Annotated in this window: 11 protein-coding genes; 6 read left to right on the forward strand and 5 right to left on the reverse strand. The window is 67.5% G+C overall.

Translation table 11 applies throughout. From position 1 onward, the window contains the following. Positions 1 to 17: 17 nt before the first annotated feature. Positions 18 to 1,121 (reverse strand): alpha/beta hydrolase, encoded by a 1,104-nt coding sequence (locus AC3B6C_RS06065; protein ID WP_488376232.1) that lies wholly within the window; start codon positions 1,119 to 1,121, stop codon positions 18 to 20. 152 nt (positions 1,122 to 1,273) lie between these two features. Here AC3B6C_RS06065 and AC3B6C_RS06070 point away from each other — a divergent pair, with 152 nt between their 5' ends. Next, entirely contained in the window at positions 1,274 to 1,843 is a 570-nt protein-coding gene (locus tag AC3B6C_RS06070) for a type 1 glutamine amidotransferase domain-containing protein (RefSeq protein ID WP_010844475.1), read from the forward strand. A gap of 19 nt (positions 1,844 to 1,862) precedes the next feature. Here the strand turns inward: AC3B6C_RS06070 and AC3B6C_RS06075 are convergent, their stop codons facing one another. Both AC3B6C_RS06075 and AC3B6C_RS06080 read right to left on the reverse strand, forming a co-directional pair. Then, on the reverse strand, positions 1,863 to 2,474 hold the full coding sequence (locus AC3B6C_RS06075) for a maleylpyruvate isomerase family mycothiol-dependent enzyme (RefSeq protein WP_488375367.1): 612 nt from the start codon (positions 2,472 to 2,474) through the stop codon (positions 1,863 to 1,865). Positions 2,475 to 2,477: 3 nt separating this feature from the next. After that, positions 2,478 to 4,472, reverse strand: a complete 1,995-nt coding sequence (locus AC3B6C_RS06080; protein ID WP_488375368.1) for an OPT family oligopeptide transporter — start codon at positions 4,470 to 4,472, stop codon at positions 2,478 to 2,480. Positions 4,473 to 4,725: 253 nt separating this feature from the next. On the opposite strand from AC3B6C_RS06080, the gene AC3B6C_RS06085 reads away from it, so the two are divergent. Further along, positions 4,726 to 5,430: a TetR/AcrR family transcriptional regulator gene (locus AC3B6C_RS06085; protein ID WP_488375369.1), complete on the forward strand. Its 705-nt coding sequence runs from the start codon at positions 4,726 to 4,728 to the stop codon at positions 5,428 to 5,430. Between the two features lie 40 nt (positions 5,431 to 5,470). On the opposite strand, the gene AC3B6C_RS06090 is transcribed toward AC3B6C_RS06085, so the two are convergent. Further along, complete coding sequence (locus tag AC3B6C_RS06090; RefSeq protein WP_488375370.1) at positions 5,471 to 7,072, reverse strand: GMC oxidoreductase; 1,602 nt, start codon at positions 7,070 to 7,072, stop codon at positions 5,471 to 5,473. A 446-nt stretch (positions 7,073 to 7,518) separates the two neighbouring features. On the opposite strand from AC3B6C_RS06090, the gene AC3B6C_RS06095 reads away from it, so the two are divergent. Continuing rightward, positions 7,519 to 8,355, forward strand: coding sequence for an SDR family oxidoreductase (locus AC3B6C_RS06095; protein ID WP_488375371.1), 837 nt, complete (start codon positions 7,519 to 7,521; stop codon positions 8,353 to 8,355). Between the two features lie 21 nt (positions 8,356 to 8,376). Here the strand turns inward: AC3B6C_RS06095 and AC3B6C_RS06100 are convergent, their stop codons facing one another. Continuing rightward, on the reverse strand, positions 8,377 to 8,805 hold the full coding sequence (locus AC3B6C_RS06100; protein WP_010844482.1) for a DUF5313 domain-containing protein: 429 nt from the start codon (positions 8,803 to 8,805) through the stop codon (positions 8,377 to 8,379). Between the two features lie 55 nt (positions 8,806 to 8,860). Here AC3B6C_RS06100 and AC3B6C_RS06105 point away from each other — a divergent pair, with 55 nt between their 5' ends. From AC3B6C_RS06105 to AC3B6C_RS06115, 3 genes are all read left to right on the forward strand, one after another. Further along, positions 8,861 to 9,385, forward strand: coding sequence for a MarR family winged helix-turn-helix transcriptional regulator (locus AC3B6C_RS06105; RefSeq protein ID WP_488375372.1), 525 nt, complete (start codon positions 8,861 to 8,863; stop codon positions 9,383 to 9,385). Positions 9,386 to 9,416: 31 nt separating this feature from the next. Beyond that, the gene (locus tag AC3B6C_RS06110; RefSeq protein WP_055475959.1) at positions 9,417 to 10,595 is read left to right on the forward strand and encodes a CaiB/BaiF CoA transferase family protein; all 1,179 of its coding nucleotides are present in this window, start codon (positions 9,417 to 9,419) and stop codon (positions 10,593 to 10,595) included. 73 nt (positions 10,596 to 10,668) lie between these two features. Next, the gene (locus AC3B6C_RS06115) at positions 10,669 to 12,201 is read left to right on the forward strand and encodes a catalase (protein WP_010844485.1); all 1,533 of its coding nucleotides are present in this window, start codon (positions 10,669 to 10,671) and stop codon (positions 12,199 to 12,201) included. Positions 12,202 to 12,223 lie beyond the last annotated feature (22 nt).

A 12,223-nucleotide genomic window follows, 5' to 3' on the forward strand; every position in this document is an offset into this window, starting at 1 on the left:
GATGAAGGTTTTTTCATCTACGGGTCGCGGCGGTCCAGTCCGTTCAGGAACTCGTCGATCCGCGGCCAGGTGTACTCGACCGCGGCGGACCCGGCGATCAGCCCGAGATGACTGGTCTCGACGGTGGTGAAGTCCACGTGCGGCGACCCCGCCAGAAGTTCGACCCCGTGATGGGCCGCCGCCCAGCTGACGATCGCGTCCCGGTGACTGCCGAACAGCGCGACCGGTACCGCGACCTCGGCGAGATCGACGACGCGGCCGTCGAAGTCGAGCACGCCCTCGGCCAGCTCGCCGCGCATGATGAAGTTCTCCCACATCTGCTCGGACACCTTGCCCGGGTAGCCGGGCATCGTCTCCTGGAACCGGTCGATGGCCTTCATCCGCGCGAGGGCGTCGGGGTCGTCGGCGTTGCGCAGGATGTACCCGGGCTTCTTCAGTTCGCGCTGCCACGCCGTGCCTCGGTAGGCGAGGCGCACCAGCGGCGCGGGAATCCCGCCGAGTGCGCGCAGGACCAGCTTCACCGGTGTCGCGCCGACGGGCCGCATCACGTTCTTCACCAGCGGATAGGGCGGGACCTTGGCGTAATCGAGCGGAGTCCCGACCGCGACCACCGAGGCCAGCGGCAGATCCGGGTTCGCGGCCGCGGTCAGCAGGGCGATGGTCCCGCCGATGCTCCAGGCCAGCACGTCGACGTCGGCGGTACCCGACTTCGAGCCGGACTCACGCCGGTCGTCGGTGCCGTAGAAGTCCGCGACCGTCGCGGCGACGGCCCCGGGGACGATGTCGTCGAAGAAGTCGGCGAACCCCAGGTGACGGTCGGCGCGGGTCATGTCGCCGAAGTCGAGCACGTAGGGGACCCGGCCGGTCGACAGCAGGAACTGCACCACGGACAGTCCCTCGGCGAGGTCGTAGCACGCCGTCGACACCGCGAGCGGCGGGATCAGCAGCACCGGCCGGCGTCCGGTGCCGACGGCCGCGACCACCTCGTCGTCGCTGCCGTACCGCCGCAGTGTGCGATGCGGTCCGTCGGCGATGAGCGTGTGCGGGGTCTCGTGCGACTCACCGATCTGTCCGCCGCGCGCCAGATGAACCAGCGTCGCGACGCCGTCGAAGCCTCCCACCACTACCTCCCAGTCGTCACCCGGGGACATTCAACACACCCCGGTCGGGCCGGGTCCGGGCGGGGTACGACCGTTTGGTGCGGCACACCTGCGGGTATCGCACCTGACGAGGCACCGCTGCCCTAGGCGGTGCGCATAGGAGGTACACGAGCATGGCCGAAGAACTCAACGGCACCACGATCGCCTTCCTGGTCGCCTCGGAGGGCGCCGAGCAGGTCGAACTCACCGAGCCCTGGAAATCGGTCGAGGCGTGCGGCGGAAAGCCCGTCCTGGTGTCCACCGACTCGGGGACCGTCCAGGCGTTCAACCACCTCGACAAGGCCGACACCTTTCCGGTCGACCTCACCCTCGAGGACGCTCGGGTGATGGATTTCGACGCGCTGGTCCTGCCCGGCGGTGTCGCGAACCCCGACTTCCTGCGTACTTCGGAACCCGCCGTGCGATTCGTGCGCAGCTTCTTCGACGCGGGCAAGCCGGTGGCGGCCATCTGCCATGCGCCCTGGACCCTCATCGAGGCCGACGTGGTCCGCGGGCGGACGCTCACGTCCTTCCCGAGCGTGCGGACCGACGTGATCAATGCCGGCGGCACCTGGGTCGACGAGGAGGTCGTGACGTGTCGAGACGGTGACAACGTTCTGATCACCAGTCGCAAACCCGACGACCTGGCAGCGTTCAACGCCGCGATCGTCGCCGAAGTCGCCCACAGCAACGTCGCGAGCTGACTTCCCGCGCGGAGGAGCCTCAGACCACGGACACCGGCGCCGACTCCCGGCCGGTCAGGGTGAGCAGCACCTGCTCCCCCTGGCCGGTGAGTGCTGCCGTCGCCACTGCGGTCGACAGGGCCGAGGCGAGCACCGACGCCGGTAGCGGGATATCCGCTCCGATCGCGCGGGAGATGTCGAGGCCGTGCACCGCGAGTTCGAAGGTCCGGGTCGGTAGATAGTCCGACAGCATGATCCCGCCGAACGGTGTCGTCAGCGGACGATCATCCGCTCCCGCAAGGACTTCGACGGCCTGCGCCCGACGTTCCCGCACCCCGGTTCGCGGATCGCCTCCCAGTGCCAGGCCGGCGTCGACTCCGCGCCGGCGGACCTCGGCGGGGTCGCCGTAGCCGCGGATGGAAGCGAAATACTCTGCGGTGGAATGCAACTCGACATCCGAGCTCGGCTCGGCAAGGTAGCTGACGACGGTGGTCAGCGATCGACTCGCGTGCCCCACCAGCGATCGCAGCGACCACTCGCCGAGTCCGGGACCGTCCCACATGTCGTCGCCGATCAGGTCGACCACTTGCGTCAGATGCTCGGCGCCGGCCGTGAAGTCGTCGATCGCGCGCGGCAGTGCCCCCTCGCTCATCCCTCAGTCCTTCGTGCCGGTGGTCGTCGGCGACTCTGCTGCGCTCGCGATCGCGATCTTGCGGACCCGGTCGTACAGGAAGGCGATCGTCGCGGCGAAGACGATGACGCCGAGGATCTGTGCCCATCGCTCGAACCCGTCTCCGACGATCGCCAGTGCCGAGTCGTCGCCGGTCGCCGCGACGATCCCGGCGAAGACCACGCCGAAGAGCGCCTCGCCGACGATCAGACCGGTGGCCAGCAGAACGCCCATTCGCTTCTTGTGTTCGACCGCGCCACCGCTGCGTTCGGCCCACCGGTTGTAGAAGTGGCCGATGAACGCACCGATCGGGATGACCAGGACCACCGACATCGGCAGGTACATGCCCATGCCGACGGCCAGCGGCGGCAAGCGGAATCGCCCTGCGCGGCCGAGAAATTCGTCGATCACGATCACCACGGCGCCGATCAGCGCCCCGATACCGATGAGTCCCCAGTTCAGGTCCGCCCCCAGCACGCCCTGCGCGAGGGTCGTCAGCAGGCCGGCCTGCGGTGCCGCGAGCGCGTCCTCGGTCGCTCCCGGCGCACCGACGAACCCGAAGGCCTCGTACATCAGCTGCAGGATCGGCGGGATCACGGCGGACCCGAACAGCACACCGATGATCAGGGCCACCTGCTGTTTCCACGGGGTCGCCCCGACGAGCTGACCGGTCTTGAGGTCCTGCAGGTTGTCGTTGGAGATGGTCGCGACACCGAAGACGACCGCGGCGGTGAACAGCGTGTAGGCGATGAGCGCGTCGGTCTGCGAGGCGTCCGCGGGCCCGAAGGTCAGCTTGACGAGCAGCGCGGCGATGAGGACCACCAGGATGCCGACACCGGAGATCGGGCTGTTCGACGACCCGATGAGGCCCGCCATGTAACCGCACACCGAGGCGACGGCAAGTCCGATGACGAACACGAACACGATGCTGACCGCGATGATCCCGGTCGCATTGCCCTCCAGGACGGTGTCGTGGACGAAGTCCCACAGCAGGAACCCGATCGGGACGAGCAGCACGAGGATGCTGCCGCCGACGATGTTGATCGGCATGTCCCGCTCGGTGATGTCCACCGTCACCCCCTCACGGCGCGATCGGGAGGAGACCATGGCCGCCCTGATCCCACGCACGATCGGACCGATGACCTTGATCAGGGTCCAGATGGCCGCGATGGCGATCGCCCCGGCACCGATGAGCCGCACGTCATTGGCGAAGATCTCGCCGACCGCATCGCCGAGATCCTCTCCCGCCGTGCGCCCCTGGGTCTCGATTGGCAGCAGCACGACGTAGGAGATCACCACCCCGACGAGCATGGCGATGCCCACGGTCACCCCGACGAGGTGGCCGATGCCGATCAGCGACATCGACAGACCGGCACTGAACAGCGTTCCGCCCGTGCCGATCTTGATCGTCGTCGAGATCGAGTCGGAGAGCAGCTTCAGTTTGGTGAGCAACGCGAAGGCGGCCGACGCGACCGAGCCGAGAACGATCGTGCGCAGGCCCGCCTTGTTCTCGGTGGCACCGCCCGCGGAGTCGCCGACCTTCAGGACCTCGGCCGCCGCAACACCTTCGGGATATGGCAGGTCGGATCCGGTGACCAGCGCGCGACGCAGCGGGATGGAGTACATGACGCCCAGGATTCCGCCGATCGCGCAGACCGCCATCGTGATCCAGTACGGGAAGCCCGTCCACCACCCGATGATGACCAGACCGGGGATGACGAAGATGATCGCCGACAGCGTCCCCGCCGCGGACGCGATGGTCTGGACGATGTTGTTCTCCACCACCGAGTGGTTGGAGAAGTACCGGAGGATGCTCATCGAGATGACGGCCGCCGGGATCGCGGTGGCGAAGGTGAGGCCGACCTTGAGTCCGAGATAGACGTTGGCTGCGGTGAAGACCAGCGTGATGATCCCGCCGAGGACGGCTCCTCGAAGCGTCAGTTCCCTCAGGTTCGCCGTGGCCGGAGGCGCAGTGGCCATCGTGTCCCTCCCAACAGTCGGGTCCTGCGACCGATGGTCGTTCGGACGGTGGATCATCATCCGGGCGTTCGTCGATTCACCTTAGGTCCGGGTGTCCACTCGCGCAGGGGCTTCCCGTGTAGGCGGAGGTCGGTTCGCGCGTCGAGCCGAGGCACGATCCGGCCGGCCTGTCCGCAATGCCTGTTTCCCGCGCTCGACCGGACGGCCGGGCCTCCCGCCGTTTCATCGTGCTCCGGTAGGGCATCATCTAGTCATGGGCGAAGGCAAGACGGAGCAGTCTGCCCGCACTCGTGGGCTGCTGATCGGCTCGGCCGAGAAGCTGATCGCCCTCAACGGCGTGGCAGCCGTCTCGAACCGCCAGATCAGCAAGGCGGCCGGTCAGGGCAACAACTATGCCGTCGGCCACCACTTCGGTTCCAAGGACGATCTTCTCCGCGCCACGCTCACCTCGCACAACGTCCCGATCGAACGCCTCCGCCGCAAGTGTCTGGCGGAGGTCGGACCCGACCCGGGGGTCCGCGACTGGCTCGGCTGCCTCGTCGGGCCGGAGGTCGAGTATCTGGCGCAACTCGGTGCACCCAGTTACTTCGCGCGGTTCTTCGCCCAGGTGTCGAGTGACCCGTCCGCGACAGTCCTGCTCTACGAGGAGACGGCGAGATCGGAAGCCCTCATGACGATTCTCGACCGCTTCTACGGCAGCTTGCCGACCTTCCCCGACGACGTGCTCGCGGTACGCAACAACCTGACGCGCCACATGATCGTCAACGCGCTGGCCGACATCGAGCGGGCAGCTGAGGTACCGGCGCCGGGAGCGGAGCGAGCGGGCCGAATCGACCCGGCGCCGGGAGCAGAGCGAGCGGGCCGAACAGACCCGGCACCCCAGACCTGGCAACATCAGCGCGATCTCGTCGTCGACGCGCTCACCGGCATGTGGCTCGCGCCGGTCACCCCACCGTGATCGACGGATTCGTCCGCCCTCCCGTCGTCGTCGGCACGGCTCAGATCACCGTGCCGACGTCCTCGGCGACGATCCGGTCGAGTGCACGCTCGGCCACCGCGGCGATGGTCATCGAGGGATTGCACGCCGCGGTGTTGCCGGGCATCAGTGCGCCGTCGATCACGTAGAGCCCGCGCTGGCCCTCGACCCGTCCCTCGAGGTCGCAGACCGTGCCCATGTTGGCCCCGCCCAGTGCGTGCCAGGTCGACGGGAACACCGCGTTGGTGTCGGTGAGGATGGCGTCCGGCCCGGCGATCCGCCGAACCGTTCGGTCGATGTGCTTGGTCTGGATCTCCGAGTCACCCTCGTGCGGCCAGCGGATCAACGCATCCCCGATCGTCGAGTCGTAGGAGATGACACCGCGACCCGAGCTCACTCCGAAGCCGACCATCATCGTCGTGCCGGTGTAGACGGGCAGCGGCGGAAGGGATGCCTGGATGACGGTGAACGCGCTTTTCGGGTCACTCCAGTTGGGACTGCCGAAGACGACCGGACCGCCCTGCACCGTCCCGAAGTCGATGCTGGGGCTGGTCCAGGTGTAGATCCGGTCGGCGTTGGTGCCCCAACCGTGCCCCAGACCATCCGGCAGGTCGGGCACGGTGCCCGTCGCGCGTGCCTTCACCAGCAACTTGGTGGTGTTCACACTGCCAGCGGACATGATGAGGGTCCGTGCGATCAATTCCTTGTGTTCCACCACTTTTCCGGACTCGTCGGTGCGTTCGACCTCGAGGGACCACCGGCCGTCGGGTCGGCGGGAGACCTGCCGAACCGTGTGCAGGGTGCGGACCTGCACGCGCCCGGTCGCCTCGGCCTGACGGATGTAGGTGACGTCGACGCTGTGCTTGCCACCGTTGTTCACGCCGATGGCGCCGTCGCCGTTGGTGTACGCGGGCTTCATCTCGCCGCGCAGTTCGGCTGCGGCATAACCCCAGTCGATCGGCATCGGGATCTTCTGCAGCGGAAGGCCCTCGGCCCTGACCCTCTTGGCGAACTGTCGCGGTGCCAGATATTGGGGAGAACGGACCACCGAGTCGGGCGCCACCGCGACCTTCAGCATCCGCGCGACCCTCGGGTAATGCACCCGGTTCAGCAGTTGCCAGTCGAGCGCGTCGGGAAAGTGCTCGTTGAACACCGCTTCGCTCGGTTGCAGGGTCATGCCCTGGTAGACAAGCGAACCGCCGCCGAGTCCGGCCGGGCACAGTGCGGTCATGTTGGCGCCGGCGACCGACTCGAACAGTCCCACATAGGGTTCGACGCTCAACGGCTTGCCGAAGAGATTCGGGGTCGACTCGTGCCACAACATCCGCTTGTCCGGACTGGACGCACGCGGGAACGTCTCCGAGTTCGGACCCGTCGACCACCATCGGCCCCGCTCGAGCAGCAGGACCGGCACACCGGCCTGCGCGAGGCGAAGCGCCGCGACGCCACCGCCGAAACCCGAGCCGACGATCACCACCCGATGCTCCTCGCGTGTCCGCCGAATTCGCCGCGAGGGATCAGCCGACGCCGGACCGGCGCCGGCGACGACGGTTGTCGCCGCGCCCGCCGCGGTCATCGCCGCCGCTCGGAGGAAGGTACGTCTCGTCGGTGACACCCCGGTCATGGTTCTCCTGTCGTCGGTGCGCGAGAAAGCCCTCGACGCATGGCGTTTCGTTGATCTCGAGAGACGGGGAGACCGGTTGCGGGGTCGGGGACTCCGCGGAGGACGTGCCGGGGCGTGGCCGTCGGGACACAGGATTTGCCATGACCGTCTGCTGTGTCAAGCGCAACTTCGGTGAGCAGCAGTGATCTGGGCCATGGCCGACGTAACCCTTGACAACCCCATCAGTCATGTGACTGAATCGTCCCCGGGCGTGGATGGAGCGGCGATCGGATGTCGCGGATGATTCGCGGGCATGGTTGCGGCGGAGTACTTCTCGCGTGGACCGGGGTCAGGACCGCTTGCACGGTACCGACGAGCAAGGGAGAGGAACAGGGTATTCGCCGAGCGGGCGGCGGGGACCAGCGTTGTTAGGATGGCGCGACCATTTGTCGCGGCCGGGGAGCTCCATGTCTGATCATCTGCAGGGCAAGACCATCATCATCACCGGCGCCGGAGGCGGTTTCGGCAAGGTCATCGCGGAGATGTGCGCGGCGCAGGGCGCCAACATCGTCGGTGTCGACATCGACGATGCCGGACTCACCGGAGCCGTCGAGGGCATCGTTGCCGCGGGCGGATCGGCTGTCGCACACCTCGCCGATGTCACCGACATGGACCAGATGAAGGGCGCCGCGGCGGTGGCGGTGGATCGCTTCGGCGCGATCGACGTGATCGTCAACAATGCCGGCGTCATGCCGCTGGCGTTCTTCGCCGACCACGCACGGGCCTGGGAGAAGTGGCACAAGGCCATCGACATCAACATCAAGGGCGTCGTGAACGGCATCTCCGCCGTGTACGACCAGATGATCGCGCAGGGTCGCGGTCAGGTGGTGAACATCGCGTCGATCTACGGCAACGGCGGCTTCGAGGGCTCGGGGGTCTACAGCGCGACCAAGGCGGCGGTGACGATGCTGTCGGACTCGTTGCGCATCGAGGCGAAGGGCAAGATCAAGGTCACGACGGTCAAACCCACCGGCGTCGCCGGCACCAACCTGGCGAGCTGGATCGTCAACGACCGCGCGATCCGCGGAATCGTCGGACAGCGCGCCGCGTCGTATCGCGAGCACATCACCGAGTTGATGCAGGGCACGCTGCCCGCGGAACTCACCGACGTCGACTCGGTGAAGTACTGGCTCATCACCCCCGAGAATCTCGCACGGGCGGTCGTGCACGTCATCGACCAGCCGTGGGGGATCAGCCTGTCGGACGTGACGGTGCGGGCCAGTGGCGAGGACTACCTGTACTGAGTCCGGAACCGGGCGGGACGGTCAACCTGTCGGGCCGGGTCGCCGGCGCTCGCCCCGGTACTTGCGGTGGTACTCGTCGTAGAGGTCGGAGTTCTTCTCCCGCTCGAGCTTGTTGACCAGATCGGGATCGAGGCCGTGCTGGACCAGCCGGTGACGCCGGTACACCCGGTTCAGCGCGATCGAGAAGAACAGGTAGGCCAGCAGGATCGGCATGGTCATCGTGATCCGGACACCCCAGTCGGCGGGGACGAAGAGCATCGGGATCAGCACGACGATGCAGGGCACCGCCCAGCGGACCACCATCCGGACCGAGGCACCGGGACCGGCCAGATCGTGGGCCACCCAGTCGAGCATCGACTTCGGCAGACGCGCCCAGTAGGCGTACTTCACGTACTCCCAGGGATTCGGCTTGGTGCGCTGTGAGGTGGCCACCTCTCGATCGTGCACCACGTGCGGTCGTCGTCCGACGTCGCCTCCCCCACATCCGCTGGGTAATCTGACCCGCATGGGTTCGGAGATGACCGCGTCGGCCGACGACCCCGCCGGTCCGGATCCCGTCAGTCCGGGTCCCATCAGCCCGGATCCGATCAGCGGTCTCGAGGCCGAACTCGCCGACTTCTGGCGGCGGGGCCGGGTCCGCACCCGCCTGCGCGCCCGCGCCATCGATCCGCGGCTCGACCCGTCGTGCTACCCCCTCATCACCGTGCTGGCCCGGCACAATTCCATGCCGATGTCGGAGCTGGTCACCGCCGTCGGCATGGAGAAGTCGACGGTCACGCGTCAGATCGACGCGGTCGTGCGGCTCGGACTGGCCGAGCGGCACCCCGACCCGCGCGACGCGCGCGCCCGCGTGGTCACCCTCACCGACCATGGTCGCGAGCGCATCGACGCGGTACTCGCCTCCGCGGTCACCGACTGGCGCGCGCGACTCACCCAGTGGGACCCCGACGACATCCGGACGCTCACCCACCTGCTGCACCGTCTCACCGAGGCCACCAACGACCTCGAGGACCGCGAGGGTTCTCGTTGACGCGCGTCACACCGTCGGCGATCCTTGGCCGGTGACCCCGGACGAAGGACCGCTGCCCCTCGAAGGCATCACCGTGGTGGCGCTCGAGCAGGCCGTCGCCGCACCGCTGGCCACCCGGCATCTGGCCGACCTCGGCGCCCGGGTCATCAAGGTGGAACGGGTCGGCGACGGCGACTTCGCCAGGCATTACGACGCGGCGGTGCGCGGCGGAGTCGGTTCGCACTTCGTATGGCTCAACCGCGGCAAGGAGTCGGTCGCACTCGACCTCAAGACCGAGGCCGGACGCGACGCCATCCGAACCCTGATCGCGGGCGCAGACGTCTTCGTCCAGAATCTCGCCCCCGGCGCGGCCGGCCGGCTCGGTCTGAGCGCCGACGATCTGCGCGCGGACCATCCCGAACTCGTCGTCGTCGACATGTCCGGGTACGGCGACGCGGGACCGTATCGCGACCGCAAGGCCTACGACATGCTGGTCCAGGCCGAGGCCGGGCTCATCTCGGTGACCGGGACACCCGAGGAGATGGCGAAGACCGGCATCCCCTCCTCGGACATCGCCGCCGGAATGTACGCCCTCACCTCCGTGCTGTCGGCGCTGCTGAGACGGGCCACCACCGGACTCGGCGCCCGGGTCTCGGTGGCGATGTTCGACGCCACGGTCGAATGGATGGGCCACCCGATGTACCTGCGTCTCTACGGCGGCCGGCAGATCGCCCGCGCCGGTCTCGGACACGCGGCGATCGTGCCCTACGACAAGTACCCGACCCAGGACGGCGACATCCTGATCGGCGTGCAGAACGACCGTGGCTGGGACGCATTGACCCGCGTCGCCCTCGACCGCCCGGATCTCGCCGACGACCCCCGCTACCGCACCAACATCGACCGGGTCTCGCGACGAGCCGAGGTGGACGCGGTGATCAGCGCGGAGACCAAACGGTTCACCACCGACGAACTCGACCGACGTCTCGCCGAGGCGGGCATACCCGCCGCCGAGATCCGCGACCTCGAGGGCGTCGTCGACCATCCGCAGCTGAGCGAGCGCGGCCGCTGGCGCGAGGTGGACACCGAGGTCGGCCCGGTACGGGCGCTCCTGCCGCCGCTGACCTTCGACGACGTGGAACTGGCGATGGGCCCTGTCCCGGCACTCGGGCAGCACACCGAGGAGGTCTTGCGGGAATTCGGGATCGACGTCCCGCAGACCCCGTCAGCGTAGGATCGGCGGAACGGACCTGCAGCCCTCGGGTCCCGTTGTTCATGCACGGATACGACGACCTCTCGGAGGCGATATGTCCGACGATTCACTGTTCACCACCCGGGATTCGGGAGCACCGGCGGGGAGCGACGAACACTCCTTGACCGTCGGCGCCGGCGGCCCGATCGTCCTGCACGATCACTATCTGATCGAGCAGATGGCGCAGTTCAACCGCGAGCGGATCCCCGAGCGCCAGCCACATGCCAAGGGCAGCGGCGCCTTCGGCACATTCGAGACCACGCAGGACATTTCGGCATACACGTGTGCCGCCTTGTTCCAGCCGGGCGTGAAAACCGAGATGGTGGCGCGATTCTCGACGGTCGCAGGCGAGCGCGGAAGTCCGGACACCTGGCGTGACCCGCGCGGTTTCGCGCTGAAGTTCTACACGTCCGAAGGTATCTACGACATGGTCGGCAACAACACGCCGGTCTTCTTCGTCAAGGATCCGATGAAGTTCCAGCACTTCATCCGGTCGCAGAAACGCCGACAGGACAACAACCTTCGCGACCACGACATGCAGTGGGACTTCTGGACGCTCTCACCGGAGTCCGCACATCAGGTCACCTGGCTGATGGGTGACCGGGGAATCCCCAAGACCTGGCGCCACATGAACGGCTACACCTCCCACACCTATCTGTGGGTGAACGCCGAAGGCGTGAAGCACTGGGTGAAGTACCATTTCAAGTCCGATCAGGGCGTCGAGCATCTCACGCAGCACGAAGCCGACCAGATGGCCGCGGCTGACACCGATTTCCACACTCGGGACCTCTTCGAGAACATCGCCGCCGGCAACCATCCGAGCTGGACCCTCAAGGTGCAGCTCATGCCGTTCGACGACGCGGTGAGTTACCGGTTCAACCCGTTCGACCTGACCAAGGTCTGGCCCCACGGCGATTACCCGCTCGTCGAGGTCGGCAAGATGACCCTCCACACGAATCCGGTGGATCACCACACGCAGATCGAGCAGGCGGCGTTCGAGCCCAACAACGTCGTGCCGGGTATCGGCTTCAGCCCCGACCGCATGCTGCTGGCGCGCGTGTTCTCCTACGCCGATGCCCACCGCCACCGGATCGGCGGCAACTACAAGCAGATCCCGGTGAACGCGCCGACCAACGAGGTCCACTCGTACTCCAAGGACGGCGCCATGCGGATCCACAACGTCACGGACCCGGTGTACGCCCCGAACTCGAAGGGCGGGCCGTCCGCGCTCTATCCCGGACAGGGCGAGCCGCAGTGGGCGGCCAACGGTGAGATCCTCCGCAGCGCCTACGTCGACCACCCCGAGGACGACGACTGGGGTCAGGCGGGCACGCTGGTCCGCGAGGTCTTCGACGACGAGCAGCGTGAACGCTTCGTGGACAACGTCGTCGGACACCTCCTCAACGGCGTCTCCGAACCGATCCTCCAGCGGGCCTTCGAGTACTGGCATCGCGTCGACCCCGACATCGGCGCGCGCATCAAGTCCGGGGTGACCGAGAAGCAGGACGAATCCGACCCCAAGAAGGACGACCAGGCCAACCCGGCCCGCTCGTCGATGCAGGAGAAGGCGAAGGCCGAGAAGGCCTGATCGTCACATCCTGTCCTCTCCG

This window comes from Gordonia sp. 11cp (assembly GCF_057767225.1).

Excerpts from the sequence above, each read along its gene's own strand:
- AC3B6C_RS06090 (WP_488375370.1), bottom strand. The coding sequence starts at position 7,072 with ATGACCGGGGTGTCACCGACGAGACGTACCTTCCTCCGAGCGGCGGCG.
- AC3B6C_RS06115 (WP_010844485.1), top strand. The coding sequence starts at position 10,669 with ATGTCCGACGATTCACTGTTCACCACCCGGGATTCGGGAGCACCGGCG.
- AC3B6C_RS06080 (WP_488375368.1), bottom strand. The coding sequence starts at position 4,472 with ATGGCCACTGCGCCTCCGGCCACGGCGAACCTGAGGGAACTGACGCTT.
- AC3B6C_RS06085 (WP_488375369.1), top strand. The coding sequence starts at position 4,726 with ATGGGCGAAGGCAAGACGGAGCAGTCTGCCCGCACTCGTGGGCTGCTG.
- AC3B6C_RS06095 (WP_488375371.1), top strand. The coding sequence starts at position 7,519 with ATGTCTGATCATCTGCAGGGCAAGACCATCATCATCACCGGCGCCGGA.
- AC3B6C_RS06105 (WP_488375372.1), top strand. The coding sequence starts at position 8,861 with ATGGGTTCGGAGATGACCGCGTCGGCCGACGACCCCGCCGGTCCGGAT.
- AC3B6C_RS06075 (WP_488375367.1), bottom strand. The coding sequence starts at position 2,474 with ATGAGCGAGGGGGCACTGCCGCGCGCGATCGACGACTTCACGGCCGGC.
- AC3B6C_RS06070 (WP_010844475.1), top strand. The coding sequence starts at position 1,274 with ATGGCCGAAGAACTCAACGGCACCACGATCGCCTTCCTGGTCGCCTCG.